Raw genomic sequence first — 19,048 nt, forward strand, 5'->3', positions numbered from 1 at the left:
CAAAAAATCCGCCGGGGCAGCGATGCAGATCGCTGCCCCGGCGGATTCGCATTTAAGTCGGGAATGCCGGGTTACTGGGAGCTCTTGGCCGGGTCCACGAACAAGCGCGGCGCGCCGTCCCAGAGGCTGCAGATCTCGTTGTGCGTCCGGCGCATGATGCTTTCCATGTTCCTCCGCGCGCTGGCGGAGTCCGAATTGGAGATGGCATCGGCGACCGACTGGTGCCAGAGCAACGCTTCCTCGTGCGGGCGTTCAGGCATCAGGCCCAATTCGGTGCGGCCGCGCAAAATCGCTCCGATCGGGGTGGAGAGGTTCGCAAACATCTCATTGCCGGAGGCGGCCAGCACCACAGCGTGGAATCGGATATCCAGTTCCAGGAAACGTCGCAAATCGCCTTGACGCCCGTAATGGTTCATCTGCGCCGAGAGCATCATCAGCTCCTTGCGCATCGCTTCGGGGGCGAACTCGGCAGCCAGTTCCGCGGCCATCGGCTCTACGGAAATGCGCAGCTCGGTCAGCGAGCGCAGCTGTGCGCCCTTCTGGTCGCTGGCCAGCCGCCAGCGGATGACATGATCGTCGTAGGGGTTCCAGCGCTCCGCTCCCAGCACGCGGATGCCCACGCGCTTGGTGCTGGTGACTAGGCCGCATTGGGCCAGAACGCGGATCGCTTCACGGATCACCGAACGCGAGACCTGGAGTTTCTGCTCGAGGTCGGCGGCGAGGATAATGGAGCCGCGCGGAATTTGCCCGCTGATAATGCGAGAGCCGAGGTGCTCAACCACATGAGCGTGCAGACTAGTTGCCATGGGGTCAGTTTAGCCAATGACTTGCGCCAAATCAGACTATGGCGAGTCGATCCGCGAAATAAATATGCTTTAATTTACGCGATCCTCTGTAAAACACGGGCGTCGCCCTTGTAGGATGGAAAGGTCACGTGGCCGTGAACAGGGATCGTGACTCATCCGGTCTCTGCTTGGCGGTTCAACTCCCCGTAATCGATGGAGACTTATTTTTATGCCTGCACAGATTGGTGTCACAGGTCTGGCCGTCATGGGCGCAAACCTTGCCCGTAACTTCGCTCGCAACGGATACACCGTCGCCCTGCACAACCGCTCGGTCGGCAAGACCGATGCGCTGCTTGAAGCACATGGCGATGAGGGCGATTTCATTCGCACCGAAAGCCTGGAAGAGCTGGTAGCAAACCTCGAAACCCCGCGCCGCGTGCTGATCATGGTCAAGGCCGGTGGTCCAGTGGACTCGGTCATCGACCAGCTGGTGCCGCTGCTCGAAGAGGGCGACGTGGTCATCGACGCCGGCAACTCGCACTACACCGACACCCGCCGTCGCGAAGCTGCCCTGGCTGAAAAGGGCCTGCACTTCGTGGGCATCGGCGTCTCCGGTGGCGAAGAGGGCGCGCTGCTCGGCCCATCGATCATGCCAGGCGGTTCCGCTGAATCCTACAAATCGCTGGGCCCGATGCTGGAGAAGATCTCCGCCAAGGCCGACGACGGCGCACCGTGCTGCGCTTGGATCTCCACCGACGGCGCGGGCCACTTCGTGAAGATGGTCCACAACGGCATCGAATACGCCGACATGCAGGTCATCGGCGAAGCCTACGATCTGATGCGCAGCGCCGCCGGCATCGAGCCAGCCAAGCAGTCGGAGATCTTCAACGAATGGAACCAGGGCGAACTGTCCAGCTTCCTGATCGAGATCACCGCTGAAGTGCTCGGCCACGTCGATGCTTCCACCGGCAAGCCGCTGGTCGACGTCATCCAGGACTCCGCAGGACAGAAGGGCACCGGCCGCTGGACCGTGCAGTCCGGCCTGGATATGGGCTCGCCTGTTTCGGCCATCGCCGAATCGGTCTTCGCCCGTTCCCTTTCCTCGCAGCGCGATATCCGTGCCGTGGGCCAGAAGGTGCTGACCGGCGAAACTGCCGAGGTTACCTTGCCGGAGAACTTCGTCGAGGATGTGCGCCAGGCGCTGTTCGCTTCGAAGCTCGTCTCCTACGCGCAGGGCCTTGACATGCTCACTTCGGCTGCCGGCGAATACAACTGGGACCTGAAGCTCGACGAGATCGCTGGCCTGTGGCGTGAAGGCTGCATCATCCGTGCAGCCCTGCTCAAGGACATCACCGCTGCCTACTCGGCAGGCGAGAAGCCTTCGAACCTGCTGTTCGCTCCGGCATTCGCTGAAGCCATCAACAAGGCAGTTCCAGCATGGCGCCGCGTGGTTTCTGTTGCTGTCCAGCTGGGCATCCCTGCACCAGTGTTCTCCTCGTCGCTGGCCTACTACGATGGCCTGCGCCGCGACCGTCTGCCAGCAGCCTTGACCCAGGGCCTGCGCGACTACTTCGGTGCGCACACCTACCGCCGCACCGACAAGGAAGGCACCTTCCACACGCAGTGGAGCGGTGACCGCACCGAAATCGCTGCCGAGGACACCCACTAAACGGCGAGACTTGGCGCTAGCAGCTGCTGGCTGATCCGAAGCCCACCAGTTCAATTCGATTGAACTGGTGGGCTTCTGCCTTTTGAGCCCTGATGCACGCTGTCTTGCTCCGCTGGAACTGGCAGCCGTGGGGCGTGATCAGCAGAATGCTGGGTGGGACAGGCGCAGGTTCCGGCCGGTGCCATGCGTTCAGGGGCGAATGGATCCCAGAGGTGCGGAAAATCGGCGCGGCAGCCAAAGGCGGTTGGATTTTCCGTGGCGAGCGCGACGATTAATGCCTGCTGCGTGCAAACTGATCTGCCAAGCATGCGCCGGTGATTGCAGAACGACCTGCCGCTGGCAGCAGTCGGCGGAGCCCCCGCGCATCGAGCCGGCAGCCCTCCGCAATCCATTCACTGAATGGATCCGTGGATCAGTGCCTGGCTAGAAGCAATCCGGACAACAGGTGCCCCGGGGCTTGCGCCTTAAACCCGGAAAGGAGTAGGGGCATAAGGCCGGTCCTAGTCTTCCAGCAAGTTCTCGGCGCATTGCAACAAGCGAACAGCTTCGCTGGGGGAGATGCGCACCAGTGCGAAGGCCGCTACCACCAGACCGGTGATGGTGTCGCTCAGCAGGGCATGGCGTTCGACTGAAAGATCCGGACGAAGGGCATGCAAGCCGCGGCCCATGGCTTCATCAAGTTCTTCCCGGTACGCGGAAATGATGGCGGCGATGTCGTTCTCTGCTGCAATCGGTGCGCTGGCGGTGTTGATCAGCAGGCACCCATGGGCTGCAGGCAGGGACTCTGGCTTCGCGAAAACGGCAGCGAGCCCACGCAGATAGTCTCCCAATGCCTGTGAAGGTACTGGGTTCTGGAGCAGCGGACGCAACCGCGGGCGGACAATTTCATTAAGGTAGCTGTCTACTGCGGCATCGAACAGGCCGCGCTTGGAGCCGAAGGAGTTGTAGATGCTTGAACGGCTCAGGCCGGTGGCATTTTCAAGTTCGGGAATGGATGTGGCCTCGAAGCCCTTGGACCAGAACACCGATCGGGCGTTCTGGATAGCCGCTTCCTTGTCGAATGCAGATGTACGCGCCATCACACCCACCTCCTCTTTTCGTAACGACCATTCCAGTATATATTGAAATGGTCGTTACAGAATAGTTGCCTTCCCAACACCAAGGACTAGCCATGATCATCGCCGCGCAGATCTTCGCAACCGCCGCTGCCCTGCTCCACGTCTACATCTTCTCGATGGAGTCCATCACCTGGACCACTGGAAAAACCCGCGCTTTGTTCAAGACCAGCGAGGCTGAGGCAGAAGCAACGCGAGAAATGGCCTTCAATCAGGGCTTCTACAACCTCTTCTTGGCAGTTGCCGCACTTGCCGGGGTGATTGCCTTGGGCATGGGCCACTTGGCTGTGGGTGCCACGCTGGTCTTCGCCGGGGCCGGCTCCATGCTGGCCGCCGCATTGGTGCTGGCACTGGGGAGCCCGGGCAAAGCCAAGCTGGCCGTCAAGCAGGGGATTTTCCCGCTGCTGTCAGTTGCGCTGCTGGTCCTTGGCCTGGCGCTGGGCAACTAGAACGACACCGAGAGTTTCCAATATCACCGAGAATTGAAAGAACTGGTAACCATGACTGAAGCAACCAGCACGCAGATCCTGCTCGCCTCCCGTCCGTCCGGTTGGCCAACGCAGGAGAACTTCACCGTCCAGACCGTTGAGTTGCCGGAGCTGAAGACCGGTGAAATCCGGGTGCGCAACGAGTTCATTTCCGTGGACCCGTACATGCGCGGACGCATGAATGACACCCGTTCCTACATCCCGCCATTCAAGATTGGCGAGCAGATCCTCGGCGGCGCAATTGGCCGTGTCATCGAGACAGCGGACGAAGCGTTCCCGGCAGGCACCTTGGTCCAACATCAGCTGGGCTGGTCTGACACCGTGCAGGCCGACTCTGCCAATTTCAAGTCCGCACCTGATCTGCCCGGCGTTTCCTCGTCGCTGCGCCTGCACATCTTGGGCATGACCGGCTTGACCGCCTATGTAGGCCTGAGCGCAGTCGCCAATCTTGCCGAGGGCGAGACCGTCTTCGTCTCCGGCGCTGCAGGTGCCGTGGGCACCGCTGCCGGGCAGATCGCCAAGCTCATGGGTGCCAAGCGCGTCATCGGCTCGGCCGGCAGCGCAGAGAAGGTTGAACTGCTGACCAGCAAGTACGGCTACGATGCCGCCTTCAACTACAAGGATGGCGATGTGCGCGGGCAGCTGGCCGCCGCAGCTCCGGAAGGCATCGATGTCTTCTTCGACAACGTGGGCGGGGACCACCTCGAAGCTGCCCTGGCAGCGTTCAACGATTCCGGTCGTGCTGCCCTGTGCGGCGCTATCGCCAGCTACAACACCACCGAGTCGACTCCGGGCCCGAAGAACATGGCCAACCTGATCACCCGCGGCCTGAAGCTGCAGGGATTCACCCTCTCCAGCTACCTTGACCTCGCCCCGGAGTTCGGCGAGCGCATGGGCAAGTGGTTCTCCGAAGGCAAGATCGCCTACGACGAGACGATCGTTGACGGCATCGAGAATACCGTGGACGCCTTCCTTGGCATGATGCGCGGTGCGAACACCGGCAAGATGCTCGTGCGCATCTAATTCCGCCAACCCGAAGACTGCTCCGGCCCGACCCCCGATTCAGAGGCTAGGACCGGAGCAGGACCGGTTAAGGTGGTGGCTGGAGCGCGGGGCGGGGAATCCTGCTCTCGCTCGAAGCTGGATACCCGCCAGGCAATGGTCGCTGCGCGTGCAGTACCCCCATTGCCCGGCGGATGTCCCTTGGCATCACCGAGCAGAACGTCGGTACCTCGATGCTCGACCGGCTGCAAGGCCTCGGCGAGCTGCCCGAAGCCCGGGACAAATTGCGCCAACTCAACTCCACGGGAATTCGCCCACCCCCTGGCCCCGAATACGGCGCGCTGTTTCGCCAGGCGCAGCTGGTGCTGCAGATCGACGCGGAACTGGGCCGTGGGAGCGACCCGGACATCGTCGGGATCTGTCCGCTTGCTAACTACCTGAGCATTCGTGCGTCGGTAATTTTCGGAGCAGCCGGGTCGTCCTCGCTCACGCCGTCGAAGGCGAATCCGTTGCGTTCGTAGAATCGGATGGCACGCGGATTCTGGGCCGCCACCCACAGTACGGCCGGCTCATTGCCAAGGACTGCATCAAGCAGCGCCTGCCCTGTTCCGTCGCCATGGAAGTCTTCCAGCACATACAGGTTGTAGAGCTGGCGAGAGACGTTCTCCGGTATCCCGTCGATATTGCCGGTGGGAGGTGCGCTGAGGGCGAATCCGACAAGCTTCCCGTCCTCATTTTCCGCCACCGAAATCCTGAAGAGCGGATTCGGGTCCTCCAGAACCCTGTCCCACATGCGCAGCCGCTGCTCACTGTGGGCAGGGTCGAAGAAACCATCTGGCAGCAGCTGCGTGTAGGTTTCTTTCCAGCATTCGACATGCAGCCTGGCAAGCTCCTGCGCGTCGGCAGGCAGCGGTTTCCTGAGGTTCTGGGCCATGGCTATCCCTCGATGTAGTCGGACAGATGAACTCCGGTCAGGGTGCCGGAGGCGGCAAGGTCAGCCGGGGTCCCTTCGAAGACAATGCTTCCTCCTTCGTGCCCTGCCCCGGGACCCAAGTCAATGACCCAATCGCAGTGGGCAACCACCGCCAGATGATGCTCGATGACCACGACGGTATTGCCTTCATCGACCATCTCGTCGAGCAGACGCAGCAGGTTCTGCACATCAGCCATGTGCAATCCTGTGGTTGGCTCGTCCAGGATGTAGGTACCGGCGCCCTGGCCTAAACGGATAGCCAGCTTGATTCGCTGCCGTTCGCCGCCCGAAAGCGTGTTCAGCCGCTGTCCCAGTTTCAGGTATCCCAGCCCCACCTGGTTCAGGCGTTCGAGCACGGCCTTCGCCTTGGGCACTTTGAGCTGCTCCAACGCTTCTTCCATGCTCAAGTCCAGGACTTCGGCAATGTTCAACCCATCGAGGGTGTATTCCAGCACATCAGCGGTGAATCGCTTGCCGCCGCACTGCTCGCAAGGCAAGGCCACTCCAGCCATGGAAGCCAAATCCGTATAGGTGTATCCGACACCGCTGCACCCCGGGCACGCTCCGGCCGAATTGGCGCTGAACAGGGCAGGCTTCACGCCGTTGGCTTTCGCGAACGCCGCACGGATCGGATCCATGATCCCGGTATAGGTGGCCGGGTTCGAACGCCGGGAGCCCCGGATGGCGGTTTGGTCCACCACCGCCACGTCATCGCGTTTGGCGATCGTCGAATGGATCAGCGTGGATTTGCCGGAACCGGCGACACCGGTGATTGCGCACATCACGCCGGTAGGGATATCCACGGAAACATTCTTCAGGTTGTGCAAGGAGGCACCGCGCACTTGCATGGACCCCTGTGCCTCGCGCGGGTTCGCATTGAGCGCAGCACGCGTGGTGAATTGCTTTCCGGTCAGCGTATCGCTGGACAGCAGGCCGTCCACTGGACCGCTGTAGCAAATGGTGCCGCCATGGGTACCAGCGCCCGGGCCCAAGTCGATCACGTGGTCCGCGATGCCGATGACCTCGGGCTTGTGCTCCACCACCAGTACGGTATTGCCCTTGTCCCGAAGGCTAGCCAGCAACCCGTTCATCCGCTGGATGTCATGGGGATGCAATCCAACGGTGGGCTCGTCGAAGACATACGTGACATCACTGAGCGCTGATCCAAGATGCCGGATCATCTTCACGCGCTGGGCTTCGCCGCCCGAAAGGGTCCCCGCCGGACGGTCAAGGGACAGGTAGCCCAACCCCAAATCCACCATGGATTTGAGCACGGCCTTCAAATTGGTGGTCAGTGGCGCGGCATCCGGGATCTGGATCGTCTCCAGGGTTTCGAGCAGCTCGGAAACCTGCAGGGCAGTCATGTCCGCGATTCCCAAGGAATTGATCTTCGAAGCGCGAGCGGCCTGGCCGAGCCGTGATCCGGCGCAGGCAGAGCACGGTGCGGTCGTGGAGATGCGTTCGATCCAGGCACGAATATGGGCTTGCTTGATCTCCCTGCCCGAATGGATGTAATTGGACTTGATGCGCGTGACCAAACCGGAGTAGCTCATGTTGGCCCCATTGAGCTTGACCTTGCCTGCTTCCTCGTAGAGCAAGCGGTCCAGCATGGCACTGGGCATGTCCCTGAGCTTCATGTCCAGATCTGCCTGCGTGCCGGCAGTCAGCGTCTGCCACAGCCAGGAATCCGGGGCAAAGTTCGGCGCCTTGATGGCTCCCTCGTTCAGCGACTTGTCCCAATCCAGCAGCTCATCAAGGTCGATGCTCGCCTCGGTGCCGAAACCCTCGCACACCGGGCACGCGCCCTGGCCGAGATTAAACGAGTACGCGCCAGCGCCGCCGGCGCTCGGAGTGGAATAACGCGAATACAGAACGCGCAAGAGCGAGTAGGCGTCGGTCGCCGTGCCCACGGTAGAACGCGAATTCGCGCCCATGCGTTCCTGGTCTACCACGATGGCCGTGGAGAGATTTTCCAGCACTTCTACATCAGGCCGGGGCATCGAGGGCATGAAGCTCTGGATGAAGGTCGTATACGTTTCATTGATCAGGCGCTGGGACTCTGCGGCAATCGTGCCGAACACCAGGGAGGACTTGCCCGAACCGGAAACACCGGTAAACGCGGTAATGCGCCGTTTTGGAATATCGACGTCAACACCTCGCAAGTTGTTTTCCCGGGCTTGGCGTACTCGAATCGTGTCATGGCTATCGGCAGGGTGCTGGCTCATGCCCCAAGCCTACTGAGAAATGCCCCAACCGACACCTGCCATAGGACAGCGGACTTGCAATCGCTGCCGATTCGCGTGGAGTATCGAACCCACAAGGAATCAGTGCCCCCTGCGAGAACGGAGAAAGCCATGCCGGATAGAACTACGAAACGACTCAAGCTCAGCTCGGTGGCGGCACTGGCCGGCTGCCTTGCGCTCGCCGGTTGCGGCAGCACTGCAGGTGGCACCGCAAGCCAGGAGCCGTCAACTCCTGAAGCCAGCCCGACGCAGTCCGCGTCGCCAACGGCATCCACTCCGGGGGAGGCCGGGGAGTCGGAGCAATCCGAAACTATCGGGGGCCAAGAGCTGGGCAAGCTCCCATCGAGCGCCACGGAGTATGCAGATGCCCTGGTCGTTGCTTGGGGCAACGGAAATGAAGCCCAGATGAAGCAGCTGGCCACCGTTCAGGTGGTCGACTTGCTCACTGGCCATTCGGCGGCGGGCGGACCGAACTGGTCGCAAACGGGCAGCGATGCCGGAGCCGGGTCGGTCTTCGTGAGCTATGAAAATGCCGATGGCGGATCCGTGCTCAACCTCCGCGTGCAAAGCCAGGTGGTGGGCCAGGGCCAGGAGCAAGGCGTAGTCGAAGCGAACTTCGAATAATCAATGAATCCAAGCCAGGGCGGGACTGCTTAATGGGGCAGATCCGCCTTGCTGCCGTTAAATCGACGAATATTCAACTCCTGAACCCTTGCCGCACCAGGGATCGAACCTGATTGAACGTGTTGCGATTTACGGTAGAGAATATTCGGCAAGAGGGCGTATTCTCGTAACACTCAATCCATTCACAGGATTTCGGTGTAACAAAAATTACGTCTATCATGATTGAGGCGTGCGCCACGACACACTTGTGGCCCGTCCAACAGTGCGCTCCGATCCCTAACCGTTTAAAGGACATTCATGAAGCTGCTGAAATCTATCCCACTGCTTGGCTGGGTGCTCGTTGCCATCCTGCTGGGTATTCTGCTTGGCCCGGTTATGCCGGTGTGGCTAGGAAGCGTATTCCTGACCTACAACTCGATCTTCTCCGGATTCCTTGGGTTCATCGTGCCGTTGATCATCTTCGGCTTGGTGGCACCGGCTATTGCTGAACTCGGCAAGGGCGCAGGAAAGTGGTTGGGCATCACCGCGGTCATCGCCTACACCTCCACCCTGTGCGCGGGACTGCTCGCGTACTTCGTGAGCCGTTGGCTATTCACCAAGTCGCTTTCCGGCGGCGGCGTCGAGGAAGTTGGCGCAGGCGAAGGATCAGGTTTCGAACCGTATATTTCCCTGGTCGGCAGTGCGGGCGAATCGGCAACCGAAATCGTGCTGACTCCGCTGATGGGCGTCATGACTGCACTGGTACTGGCATTCATGCTGGGCCTGGGCCTGACGGCCTTCCGATCCACCGTGATCTTCCGCGGGACAGTGGAGTTCCGCAGCATTATCGAGATGGTTATCCGCCGTGTGATTGTTCCAGCCTTGCCGCTGTTCATCTTCGGAATCTTCCTGGATCTGTCCGCCGCCGGGGACGCCGTCACCGTGGTGCAGAAGTTCCTCTTCGTCGCCGTGGTCTCCTTCGCGCTGACCCTGGTTGTCCTGCTGGTGCAGTACTCCATCGCTGGGGCGATGAACAAGCGCAATCCGCTGGCCGCACTGTGGGGCATGCGCAATGCCTACTTCACCGCCTTGGGTACCTCATCCTCGGCTGCAACCATTCCGGTGACGCTGGAATCAGCCAAGAAGAATGGTGTTTCCGACACGGTAGCCGGCTTCGTCGTTCCGCTGTGCGCCACCATCCACCTCTCAGGCTCGATGGTCAAGATCACCTGCTTCTCCATCGCGGTGCTCCTGCTGACCGGTGGCGACGTTTCCTTCGGCACCTACTTCCCATTCATCCTGATGCTCGGCGTCATGATGATTGCGGCACCAGGCGTGCCAGGTGGCGCCATCGCCGCCGCTGCCGGACTGCTCGCACAGATGCTGGGCTTCGGCGAGGTCGAAGTCGGCCTGATGTTCGCAGCCTACATTGCCCTGGATAGCTTCGGCACCGCAACCAACGTGACCGGTGACGGCGCGCTGGCCATGATCATGCACAAGCTGACCCGTGGCAAGCTCGGCGCCCAGCCCCAGGATCCTGAGGACGAGGTCGTAGAGCTGGCCGATGGCACCGAAGCTGCGGACCACAAGCTGGCCTAAGCGGCTTCCATCACTCGCAGAGGCATCGATGCCCGGTACCAGACTCGCAATGGTACCGGGCATCGATGTTTTGCTTTGCCCGCAAATATCGGGGCCAAAGCGAAAACCCGCCCAGCAGGCGGACCGTGGCCGGTCCGTGTGCTGGGCGGGTTTGTTCTGCCGCAGTGGCAGGAGCGTAAATGCTAGATCCACATGGCCGGGTCGATGTACTCGGCCGGGTCTACAGCAGGCTTGCGCTCTTCGGGCCTGCGCGGACGGTTCTGTGCGGGGATTCCGGTGACAATCGAGCCTTCCGGGGCATCCTTGACGACCACGGCGTTCGCGCCGATGGCGGAATCCGCGCCGATCACGATCGGGCCGAGCACCTTGGCTCCGGCACCGATGACCACGCGATCACCGATGGTCGGGTGGCGCTTGACCTTGGCCAGTGAACGGCCGCCGAGGGTCACCCCGTGGTACAGCATGACGTCATCGCCGATTTCGGCAGTCTCGCCAATGACGATGCCCATGCCGTGGTCGATGAAGAAGCGGCGCCCAATGGTGGCGCCGGGATGGATCTCGATCCCGGTCAGGGCGCGGTTCGCCTGGGATAGCAAACGCGCTGGCCACTTCAGCGAGGGGTTCTGCCACATCTTGTGGGCCAACCGGTGCAGCCAGATCGCGTGCAGTCCGGAATACACGAAGAAGTTTTCCGGATCGCTTCGCGCTGCCGGATCGTGCTGGCGTGCGTTGGCCAAATCCTCACGCAGGCGGGAGAAAAAACTCATGAATACTACCTTAGGGGTTGCGGTTCGCTCGGGGACAATCCGCAGATGTCACACAGCAAATCGGCGCGAGCTGCACCGATACAGGTCTCTCAATAGACCCAACAGTGGCTCGCGCCGATTTATTCTGTTTCTGCAAATTTACTTAGCCGCGGATGTCGTCGAAGAGCAGGGTGGAGATGTAGCGCTCACCGAAGTCCGGGATGATCGCAACGATCTGCTTGCCGGCGTTCTCTTCACGCGCGGCGATCTGTACCGCACCCCAAACGGCTGCGCCAGCGGAGATGCCGCCGAGGATGCCTTCCTTGACGCCCAGCGCGCGAGCGGTCGATACCGAATCCTCGATGCTGGCATCCAGGACTTCGTCGTACAGCTCGGTGTCGAGCACCTCGGGGATGAAGTTCGCTCCCAGTCCCTGGATCTTGTGCGGGCCGGGCTTTCCGCCATTGAGGATCGGGGAATCCTTGGGCTCAACGGCCACGATCTTCAGGTTTGGATTCTTTTCCTTCAGGTAGCGGCCTGCACCGGTGATAGTGCCACCGGTACCGATGCCGGCAACCAGGACATCGATCTTGCCTTCGGTATCAGACCAGATCTCCGGACCGGTGGTCTCTGCGTGGACCTGCGGGTTGGCGGTGTTGGCGAACTGCTGCGCCCAGATAGCGTTCTCGGAAGTCGCAACAATTTCCTTGGCCTTCTCCACAGCCCCGCGCATGCCGTCGGCGCCCGGGGTCAGCACGATCTCGGCGCCGAAAGCGCGCAGCATCACACGGCGCTCGGTGGACATGGTTTCAGGCATGGTCAAGATGACCTTGTAGCCGCGGGCTGCACCGACCATCGCCAGTGCGATGCCGGTGTTGCCCGAAGTGCCCTCAACGATGGTGCCGCCTGGCTTCAACGCACCAGAGGCCTCGGCTGCATCAACGATGGCCACGCCGATGCGGTCCTTGACGGAGTTCGCCGGGTTGTAGAATTCCAGCTTCACAGCGATGTTCCCTGGCAGGCCCTCGCCGACGCGGTTCAGCTTCACCAGCGGGGTGTTGCCGACGACTTCGGTGACGTTGTTGTAGATCTTACCCATCTTGTATGCAATCCTTACGTGACTCTATGCGGCCGCAGTTAGTTGCGGCGAAATAATTGCCGGAATCTGGCGTAACCGCCGGAGACCTATGAGGTTCACAACTAACCCTAGTAGGCCAAAAGCGCGACTAGGCTTCGTTTAGCCATTGAGCGTAATATTTCCTGACTTTCGCGATCTTTGGATCGATAATCACGCGGCAATAGCCCACTTCCTGGTTTTCGGAGTAATAATCCTGGTGGATTTGCTCGGCAGGATAGAAATCTTTGGACTCTTCCAGCGTAGTGACGATCGGATTGGGGTATACGCGCGAGAACTTCTCGATGGCCTCCTGGAAGAGGCCGCGCTGCTGGTCATCGAGCGGGAACATCGCCGAACGGTACTGCGTACCCACGTCGTAGCCCTGGCGGTTCAGCGTGGTCGGGTCGTGCACGGTAAAGAACATATCCAAGATGACTTCGGCCGGAACCACTTGCGGGTCAAAGATCACGGCGACACCTTCGGCATGGCCAGTGGTGCCGCTGCAGACTTCGCGGTAGGCCGGATCCTTGGTGTGGCCACCGATGTATCCGGAAATCACGGCGTGGACGCCACGGGTTCGCTGGTACACGGCATCCAAGCACCAGAAGCAGCCGCCGGCTAGTACGAAGGTGCTCAGCTTGGTGTCCTGGACTTCCAGGATCGGGCTGAATTGATGAGGGGACTGAAGGCTGGGAATACTCACACAGTTCACAACGTTGCGGCGTTGCATTCTGTTCCATCCCCATACCCACCGCGTAGGGTGGTGGGTATGCAGAGCAAGGCAGATAACTCGCAAGACCTGGGGAAGAGCAGTGATTCCCTGGACGCCTCGACGCTCAAGCCCGTTACCGGAGAAACGCCAGAGCAACCGGTGGAAGACACCTCGGTTCCGCAGACCACCTTGGGTAACGTCCTTGAAGCAGCTGAGGAACTTTGGCCAAAATCATTGGCCGAAGATTGGGATGCCGTTGGCCTGGTGACCGGACGTACCAGCCAGCAGATTTCCAAGATCGTGATGGCTGTAGATCCAACGCTGGAGGTGATCGAGGATGCAATCGAGCGTGGGGCCGATCTGCTGATCACTCACCACCCGTTGCTCCTGCGCGGAGTCACCCAGGTTGCCGGCACCAATTTCAAGGGCGAAGCCATTCACCGCCTGATCGAATCCGGAACCGCATTGCTTACGGCGCACACCAATGCCGACAGCGCCATCGGGGGAGTCAACGATGCTCTCGCCGATGCCTTCGGGCTGAAGGACTGCGTGCCGTTGATCGAGTCCAAGGACGGACTGCCAGAAGAAGGCTTGGGACGAGTTGGCTTCTTGGAGAAGCCGATGAAGCTCGAGGATTTCGCTGAACGCGTTTACACCGTGCTCCCAGCGGTGGCTGGCGGTGTACGTGTCGCCGGAGACCGAACGGGCATCATCCGGAAGGTCGCCCTCTGCGGCGGTGCCGGCGATTCCCTGTTTGACGCGGTGCGCTCGCACCAGGCCGATGTCTACGTGACTGCTGATCTGCGCCACCACCCGGCAAGCGAAGCGCGCGAAGCTGCCAACGGCGGGTTCCCTTACCTGATCGATGTCTCCCACTTCGCTTCGGAATGGGTCTGGCTGTCGGCCGGTGCCCGCGCCTTGGGCAACGTGCTCAACGACCTTGGGCACACCGTGGAGATCGAAGTTTCCCAAGTGAATTCCGATCCATGGGACTTCGTGCTGACTCCTTAGTCAGTGAATTCCATGCTGCATCATCTGGAAATATGGGTTGAGGATTTGGCAGCCAGCACAGCTTCCCTGGGCTGGCTGCTCACTCGCCTTGGCTATGTCGTGGATTCCCACTGGGCTGATGGCATCAGCTATGCCCTCGACGGATTCCATATAGTCCTGGAATCCGGACCGGATGCCAAAAAACAACGGCATGACCGCCTGGCTCCCGGGCTGAATCATTTGGCTTTCCAAGCTGGCTCCAGGCAAGCGGTGGAAACGTTGGCATCCCAGGCGCTGGATCACGGATTCACCCTCATGTTCCCGGAGCTGCACCCGTACGCCGGGGGACCAAAGCACTACGCGGCCTATTTGGAAGATGCTGCCGGATTCGAGATTGAACTAGTCGCAGCGCATTGACGAAGCCGCATTAGCCATGCCAGCACCCTTCATCGACAAGGCGCCAGCCGCCTTCGGCGACTTGCCCAAGGACGCTAACTCACGGTAGTGAACTGGTGGTCCTCCGGCAGCAGGATGTTCAGCGCCAAGCCCTTCTTGTCTTCGACGAGGGACGCTTCCCACTTGGTCTGGACCAGCTCGAGCAATTCTCCAGGGTTTTCCGGTGCGACCGGTTGCTGGACCAGGAAACCGGCGACCTCTCCGCGGGTGTGCTTGGCAAAGTGCGAGACCACCTTCGGGACCCCATTGCGCATCTGGAAGACGTTGACCGCAACGGTGTTGCCATTGGCCGGCTTGTAGGCGGCCGCATAGGTGCTCGATCGCGCGTCCACGATCAGCTGGTCGCCGGCCACCGCATCCAGCACCGGAGCCAGGCGCTTCTTCCACCAGGTGGCCAGCTTGCCCAGCGGCGCGAGCTTGACCGACATGGACAAGCGGTAGGGCGGAATGCGATCGCCAAAACGCACGGCACCCCACAGGGCGGAGACCACGATGATGGATTCATCGGCGCGCCGCTGCGCTGCTTCATCCAGATTCGCGTAGTCCAGGGCCTCGAAGAGCACCCCCGAGTAGATATCCTGCGCCTTGGCTGCGGGCTCGGTGTGCAGATTGATATTCCGCGCTACTTCCTTGGCCAGCGACGCTCCGACTCCCAGCAGGTCCATGGCATCTTCGCGTGCTGAAACTTCAGCAAGGGCGTCAAGCACCAGGCGGCGTTCCCCGGAAAGCTCCGGAAAAGACAGATCCTCGATTTCGAACGGAGAACCTTCGGCGTGGACGGTCTTGCCTTCGGAAGGCGGCAACAAAATAAGCACGCGTTCCAGCTTATCGGAGTTCACCTGATCTTCTGCCCAGGGCATATACCCGCAGCGCAGATCTGGCTAGGCTGAACCCACGACCCAGCAGCGCTTCACGCAGAGCAAGGACAGAGCATGCCCCAGCAGAACTCAAGAGCAAGCCAAACTGCCTCCGGGCAGCACTGCGACTTCGACGTGATCGTGATCGGCGCCGGGCCGGCCGGGGAGAACGCCGCCGACTATGCCACCCGGCAGGGCCTGAAGGCGGCCATCGTCGAATCCGAGCTGGTGGGCGGGGAATGCTCGTACTGGGCATGCATGCCTTCCAAGGCCCTGTTGCGCAGCGGCGATGCGCTGCGCGCGGCACGCCGGGTTCCCGGGGCCCGCGAAGCGGTGATCGGTGCGCTGGATCCCGAGGCGGTGCTCGCGCGGCGGGACGCCTTCACCAGCAACTGGGATGATGCCGGGCAGGAACGGTGGCTGCGTTCGGCCGGCATCGAATTAATCCGCGGCCGGGCGCAGCTTGCCGGGCGCGGCCTGGTGCAGGTGGCGGATCGCGAGTACTCGGCCCGGGCCGTAGTCCTGGCCACCGGATCCACTCCGGTTCTGCCTGGGATCGAGGGTTTGGCTGAAGCCAGGCCGTGGGGCACCCGGGAGGCCACTGCGGCTAAGGCGATTCCGCCGAGGCTGGCCATCATCGGTGGCGGAGTTGCCGGGGTGGAGCTGGCCTTCGCTTTCGCCTCCCTCGGGTCCAAGGTCACCATCCTTGCCCGCGGCCAGCTTCTGGGCCGCGAAGAGCCGTTCGCCGGCGAGCTGGTGGCCCAGTCGCTGGCCGAGGCCGGGGTAGTGGTGCACCAGGACACCACGCCGTTGCAGGTCCACCGCGATGAGCACGGGATAGCCGGCCTCCAGCTGCCCGGAGGATCCCTCGTGGAAGCCGAGGAAGTGCTGGTCTCCACCGGGCGGCGGCCGGAGATCGGGAACCTGGGACTCGAAGCACTCGGGGTGGACCCGTCCCGGCGGCTGCAGGTCGATGACACGATGCTCGTGGCGGGTACCGACTGGCTCTACGCCGTGGGAGATGCCAGCGGGCGCAGCCCGCTGACCCACCAGGGCAAGTACCAGGCCCGGGCCGCGGGCGAGGCCATTGCCGCGAGGGTCAATGGAACCGGGGTTCTCGATGCGCCCTGGGGCAGGCATGCGGCCACGGCGGACCACCATGCGGTGCCGCGCGTGGTCTTCAGCGATCCGCAGATCGCCGCGGTCGGACTCACCGAACGCCAGGCCCGCGACGCCGGCTTGCAGATTTCGGTTATCGAGCACGATCTGGGTGCGGTGGCCGGGGCGAGCTTGCACGCCGATGGGTATTCCGGGCGGGCCAAGCTGGTGATAGACCAGGCGCGTTCGGTGATCGTCGGCGCCACTTTCGCCGGCCAGGATGCCGCGGAACTGCTGCATGCGGCCACCATTGCGATCGTCGGCGAGGTCAGCCTGGACCGGCTGTGGCATGCGGTCCCCGCCTATCCGACGATCAGCGAAATCTGGTTGCGGTTGCTTGAGGCGCAGCGGTTCGGGTGAAGCCGGCTGTGACCGAATCAGCGTTCGGAAGTGGTCTGCAGGCCGCGCCCAACGCATTAGACTGGTAGTGAATGGGATGGCCAGACGGTCGCGTGGCAAGCAATTGCCCCGAGGAACGTCCGGGCTCCGCAGAACAGGGTGGTGGGTAACGCCCACTCGGGGTAACCCGCAGGCTAGTGCCACAGAAAATAGACCGCCAGGTTTTCCTGGTAAGGGTGAAACGGTGGTGTAAGAGACCACCAGCACCCCAAGTGATTGGGGTGGCTAGGTAAACCCCACTCGGAGCAAGGTCAGACAGACTGCGTTATGAGGGCTGTTCGCCCCATGCAGTCGGGTGGACCGCTAGAGGCTGCCGGCAACGGCAGTCGTAGATAGATGACCGTCCCGCTTCGGCGCGACAAAACCCGGCGTATCGGCCATCCCATTCACACTCTTCCTTCCTGCGATTGCGCCGGCATCAGCCCTTGGTGCGCTGGTGAGATGATTCACAGTCCCCGATCCTCAGTTTTTCTGCGCACGGTCTAGAATGGATCATGTACTTACGAGGATGATCCTGTTACCTCGTGCCACCGCAAAAGCAATGGTGCTTCCCACGGTGCCAACCGACTTTATGGATCTGCGAGTCGGCTGAATTGGAAGGATTTTCTGTGACCCAGCAGTCTGTCGTTGCCCAGCAAGAATGGAGCGGGCGCGAAGAGCTCGCCGAGGCCATGATCCCACTGATCGGACGTCTGTACCGCAAAAACAATGTGGTGACCTCCGTCTACGGCCGCAAGCTGATCAACCAGTCCGCCATCGACATCATCAAGGCCCACCGCGTAGTGCGCCGCATCGATGGCGAAGAGCTCGACCTGAACGACACCAAGGCCATCCTGGATGCTATTGAGGCCCTGAACGTCGGTTCGGTAGCAGTTGACCTCGGCCGCGTGAACAAGAAGTTCAAGGAATCCGGTTCCGCTGATCTGAACGCTTTCCTGGCCGATGAATTGGGCGAGAAGGTTGGCCAGGCCGGCGCAACCGACGCTGAACCACAGGACGTTGTCCTCTACGGTTTCGGCCGTATCGGACGCCTGCTGGCCCGCATCCTGATCGAGCGTGGCGGCTACGGCCTGCGCCTGCGCGCCATCGTGGTCCGCAAGGGCTCGGATGACGACATCGTCAAGCGCGCTTCGCTGCTGCGCCGCGACTCGGTGCACGGCCGCTTCGAAGGCTCGATCACGGTCGACGAGGAAAACAGCACCATCCTCGCCAACGGCACCCTGATCAAGGTCATCTACTCGAATGACCCGACCACCGTCGACTACACCGAACACGGTATCGACAATGCCATCGTGGTGGACAACACCGGCCGCTGGCGCGATGAGGCCGGCCTGTCCCAGCACCTGGCCGCCAAGGGCGTTTCCCGCGTTCTGCTGACCGCACCGGGCAAAGGCGATCTGAAGAACATCGTCCACGGCATCAACGATTCGTGGATCACCGCAGAAGACAAGATCGTCACCGCTGCCTCGTGCACCACCAACGCCATCACCCCAGTGCTCAAGGCCCTGAACGACAAGTTCGGTGTCACCCACGGGCACGTCGAGACCGTTCACTCGTTCACCAACGACCAGAACCTGATCGACAACTTCCACAAGGGCGAGCGCCGCGGCCGTTCGGCAGCGCTGAATATGGTGATCACCGAAACCGGTGCCGCCAAGGCAGTGGCCAAGGCCCTGCCGGAGTTCGAAGGCAAGCTGACCGGCAACGCGATCCGCGTACCGACCCCAGACGTCTCCATGGCGATCTTGAACCTGAACCTGGAGAACGGGACCACCAAGGAAGAGCTCAACGCCTACCTGCGTGAAACCTCGCTGACCTCCAGCCTGCACAAGCAGATCGACTACATCGATTCGCCTGAGGTTGTCTCCACCGACTTCGTCGGCTCGCGCCGCGCCGGCATCGTTGACGGCCTGGCCACCATCGTGTCCGGCAAGAACGCTGTCGTCTACGTTTGGTACGACAACGAGTTCGGCTACTCCTGCCAGGTTGTCCGCGTCATCGAATCGATGGCCGGCACCCACCCGGCAGCAGTGCCGGCAGTGAAGGCTGAAGCCGTCACCGCCTAGGACCCCGCTGCTTGCAGCTGAAGGGACCATCCCAACGCATTGCGCGCTGGGATGGTCCCTTTTGCTATTC

Annotated in this window: 18 protein-coding genes and 1 other RNA gene; 10 read left to right on the forward strand and 9 right to left on the reverse strand. The window is 61.6% G+C overall.

What is annotated here, in order from left to right; all coding sequences use genetic code 11:
* Positions 1-71 precede the first annotated feature (71 nt).
* Positions 72-806: a FadR/GntR family transcriptional regulator gene (locus AAZQ98_RS05090; RefSeq protein WP_434690316.1), complete on the reverse strand. Its 735-nt coding sequence runs from the start codon at positions 804-806 to the stop codon at positions 72-74.
* A gap of 208 nt (positions 807-1,014) precedes the next feature.
* On the opposite strand from AAZQ98_RS05090, the gene gndA reads away from it, so the two are divergent.
* Positions 1,015-2,454 (forward strand): NADP-dependent phosphogluconate dehydrogenase, encoded by a 1,440-nt coding sequence (gndA, locus tag AAZQ98_RS05095; RefSeq protein WP_105657765.1) that lies wholly within the window; start codon positions 1,015-1,017, stop codon positions 2,452-2,454.
* Positions 2,455-2,954: 500 nt separating this feature from the next.
* On the opposite strand, the gene AAZQ98_RS05100 is transcribed toward gndA, so the two are convergent.
* Entirely contained in the window at positions 2,955-3,533 is a 579-nt protein-coding gene (locus AAZQ98_RS05100) for a TetR/AcrR family transcriptional regulator (protein WP_434690319.1), read from the reverse strand.
* Positions 3,534-3,625: 92 nt separating this feature from the next.
* On the opposite strand from AAZQ98_RS05100, the gene AAZQ98_RS05105 reads away from it, so the two are divergent.
* Both AAZQ98_RS05105 and AAZQ98_RS05110 read left to right on the forward strand, forming a co-directional pair.
* A complete protein-coding gene (locus AAZQ98_RS05105; RefSeq protein WP_434690322.1) occupies positions 3,626-4,018 on the forward strand; it encodes a DUF1304 domain-containing protein in 393 nt (130 codons plus the stop codon).
* A 51-nt stretch (positions 4,019-4,069) separates the two neighbouring features.
* A complete protein-coding gene (locus tag AAZQ98_RS05110; protein ID WP_434690324.1) occupies positions 4,070-5,080 on the forward strand; it encodes an NADP-dependent oxidoreductase in 1,011 nt (336 codons plus the stop codon).
* Here the strand turns inward: AAZQ98_RS05110 and AAZQ98_RS05115 are convergent.
* The 3 genes from AAZQ98_RS05115 to AAZQ98_RS05125 all read right to left on the reverse strand — a co-directional run bounded on the left by AAZQ98_RS05115 (position 5,077) and on the right by AAZQ98_RS05125 (position 8,257).
* The gene (locus AAZQ98_RS05115) at positions 5,077-5,352 is read right to left on the reverse strand and encodes a hypothetical protein (RefSeq protein ID WP_434690327.1); all 276 of its coding nucleotides are present in this window, start codon (positions 5,350-5,352) and stop codon (positions 5,077-5,079) included. The genes AAZQ98_RS05110 and AAZQ98_RS05115 overlap by 4 nt on opposite strands.
* A 140-nt stretch (positions 5,353-5,492) precedes the next feature.
* The gene (locus AAZQ98_RS05120; protein ID WP_434690329.1) at positions 5,493-5,993 is read right to left on the reverse strand and encodes a GNAT family N-acetyltransferase; all 501 of its coding nucleotides are present in this window, start codon (positions 5,991-5,993) and stop codon (positions 5,493-5,495) included.
* A gap of 2 nt (positions 5,994-5,995) precedes the next feature.
* Positions 5,996-8,257 carry an ATP-binding cassette domain-containing protein gene (locus AAZQ98_RS05125; protein WP_434690332.1) on the reverse strand — a complete coding sequence of 754 codons (2,262 nt, stop codon included), beginning with the start codon at positions 8,255-8,257 and terminating at the stop codon, positions 5,996-5,998.
* A 129-nt stretch (positions 8,258-8,386) separates the two neighbouring features.
* Here AAZQ98_RS05125 and AAZQ98_RS05130 point away from each other — a divergent pair, with 129 nt between their 5' ends.
* Both AAZQ98_RS05130 and AAZQ98_RS05135 read left to right on the forward strand, forming a co-directional pair.
* Entirely contained in the window at positions 8,387-8,899 is a 513-nt protein-coding gene (locus tag AAZQ98_RS05130; protein ID WP_434690335.1) for a hypothetical protein, read from the forward strand.
* A gap of 297 nt (positions 8,900-9,196) precedes the next feature.
* Positions 9,197-10,477 carry a dicarboxylate/amino acid:cation symporter gene (locus tag AAZQ98_RS05135; protein ID WP_400342347.1) on the forward strand — a complete coding sequence of 427 codons (1,281 nt, stop codon included), beginning with the start codon at positions 9,197-9,199 and terminating at the stop codon, positions 10,475-10,477.
* A 182-nt stretch (positions 10,478-10,659) separates the two neighbouring features.
* Here the strand turns inward: AAZQ98_RS05135 and epsC are convergent, their stop codons facing one another.
* The 3 genes from epsC to msrA form a co-directional block, all read right to left on the reverse strand.
* Positions 10,660-11,244, reverse strand: coding sequence for a serine O-acetyltransferase EpsC (epsC, locus tag AAZQ98_RS05140; protein ID WP_105657773.1), 585 nt, complete (start codon positions 11,242-11,244; stop codon positions 10,660-10,662).
* A 142-nt stretch (positions 11,245-11,386) separates the two neighbouring features.
* Complete coding sequence (gene cysK / locus AAZQ98_RS05145) at positions 11,387-12,322, reverse strand: cysteine synthase A (protein ID WP_105661227.1); 936 nt, start codon at positions 12,320-12,322, stop codon at positions 11,387-11,389.
* A 127-nt stretch (positions 12,323-12,449) separates the two neighbouring features.
* Positions 12,450-12,977, reverse strand: a complete 528-nt coding sequence (gene msrA / locus AAZQ98_RS05150) for a peptide-methionine (S)-S-oxide reductase MsrA (RefSeq protein WP_434691310.1) — start codon at positions 12,975-12,977, stop codon at positions 12,450-12,452.
* Positions 12,978-13,109: 132 nt separating this feature from the next.
* On the opposite strand from msrA, the gene AAZQ98_RS05155 reads away from it, so the two are divergent.
* Positions 13,110-14,063 carry a Nif3-like dinuclear metal center hexameric protein gene (locus AAZQ98_RS05155; protein ID WP_286172103.1) on the forward strand — a complete coding sequence of 318 codons (954 nt, stop codon included), beginning with the start codon at positions 13,110-13,112 and terminating at the stop codon, positions 14,061-14,063.
* Positions 14,064-14,075: 12 nt separating this feature from the next.
* Positions 14,076-14,459: a VOC family protein gene (locus AAZQ98_RS05160; RefSeq protein WP_434691312.1), complete on the forward strand. Its 384-nt coding sequence runs from the start codon at positions 14,076-14,078 to the stop codon at positions 14,457-14,459.
* 74 nt (positions 14,460-14,533) lie between these two features.
* On the opposite strand, the gene AAZQ98_RS05165 is transcribed toward AAZQ98_RS05160, so the two are convergent.
* Positions 14,534-15,313 (reverse strand): YaaA family protein, encoded by a 780-nt coding sequence (locus tag AAZQ98_RS05165; RefSeq protein ID WP_434690339.1) that lies wholly within the window; start codon positions 15,311-15,313, stop codon positions 14,534-14,536.
* Positions 15,314-15,430: 117 nt separating this feature from the next.
* On the opposite strand from AAZQ98_RS05165, the gene AAZQ98_RS05170 reads away from it, so the two are divergent.
* The 3 genes from AAZQ98_RS05170 to AAZQ98_RS05180 all read left to right on the forward strand — a co-directional run bounded on the left by AAZQ98_RS05170 (position 15,431) and on the right by AAZQ98_RS05180 (position 18,978).
* On the forward strand, positions 15,431-16,873 hold the full coding sequence (locus AAZQ98_RS05170; protein WP_434690341.1) for a dihydrolipoyl dehydrogenase family protein: 1,443 nt from the start codon (positions 15,431-15,433) through the stop codon (positions 16,871-16,873).
* A 72-nt stretch (positions 16,874-16,945) separates the two neighbouring features.
* Positions 16,946-17,301: RNase P RNA component class A (gene rnpB / locus AAZQ98_RS05175), an RNA gene on the forward strand.
* 219 nt (positions 17,302-17,520) lie between these two features.
* Positions 17,521-18,978, forward strand: coding sequence for a glyceraldehyde-3-phosphate dehydrogenase (locus tag AAZQ98_RS05180; protein WP_105657779.1), 1,458 nt, complete (start codon positions 17,521-17,523; stop codon positions 18,976-18,978).
* Positions 18,979-19,048 lie beyond the last annotated feature (70 nt).

This window comes from Glutamicibacter sp. Je.9.36 (assembly GCF_051129975.1).
In the GTDB taxonomy this organism is placed as follows: Bacteria; Actinomycetota; Actinomycetes; order Actinomycetales; family Micrococcaceae; genus Glutamicibacter.

Excerpts from the sequence above, each read along its gene's own strand:
- cysK (WP_105661227.1), bottom strand. The coding sequence starts at position 12,322 with ATGGGTAAGATCTACAACAACGTCACCGAAGTCGTCGGCAACACCCCG.
- AAZQ98_RS05100 (WP_434690319.1), bottom strand. The coding sequence starts at position 3,533 with ATGGCGCGTACATCTGCATTCGACAAGGAAGCGGCTATCCAGAACGCC.
- AAZQ98_RS05090 (WP_434690316.1), bottom strand. The coding sequence starts at position 806 with ATGGCAACTAGTCTGCACGCTCATGTGGTTGAGCACCTCGGCTCTCGC.
- gndA (WP_105657765.1), top strand. The coding sequence starts at position 1,015 with ATGCCTGCACAGATTGGTGTCACAGGTCTGGCCGTCATGGGCGCAAAC.
- AAZQ98_RS05155 (WP_286172103.1), top strand. The coding sequence starts at position 13,110 with ATGCAGAGCAAGGCAGATAACTCGCAAGACCTGGGGAAGAGCAGTGAT.
- AAZQ98_RS05160 (WP_434691312.1), top strand. The coding sequence starts at position 14,076 with ATGCTGCATCATCTGGAAATATGGGTTGAGGATTTGGCAGCCAGCACA.
- AAZQ98_RS05135 (WP_400342347.1), top strand. The coding sequence starts at position 9,197 with ATGAAGCTGCTGAAATCTATCCCACTGCTTGGCTGGGTGCTCGTTGCC.
- AAZQ98_RS05125 (WP_434690332.1), bottom strand. The coding sequence starts at position 8,257 with ATGAGCCAGCACCCTGCCGATAGCCATGACACGATTCGAGTACGCCAA.
- AAZQ98_RS05105 (WP_434690322.1), top strand. The coding sequence starts at position 3,626 with ATGATCATCGCCGCGCAGATCTTCGCAACCGCCGCTGCCCTGCTCCAC.
- epsC (WP_105657773.1), bottom strand. The coding sequence starts at position 11,244 with ATGAGTTTTTTCTCCCGCCTGCGTGAGGATTTGGCCAACGCACGCCAG.
- AAZQ98_RS05110 (WP_434690324.1), top strand. The coding sequence starts at position 4,070 with ATGACTGAAGCAACCAGCACGCAGATCCTGCTCGCCTCCCGTCCGTCC.
- AAZQ98_RS05170 (WP_434690341.1), top strand. The coding sequence starts at position 15,431 with ATGCCCCAGCAGAACTCAAGAGCAAGCCAAACTGCCTCCGGGCAGCAC.
- AAZQ98_RS05130 (WP_434690335.1), top strand. The coding sequence starts at position 8,387 with ATGCCGGATAGAACTACGAAACGACTCAAGCTCAGCTCGGTGGCGGCA.
- AAZQ98_RS05120 (WP_434690329.1), bottom strand. The coding sequence starts at position 5,993 with ATGGCCCAGAACCTCAGGAAACCGCTGCCTGCCGACGCGCAGGAGCTT.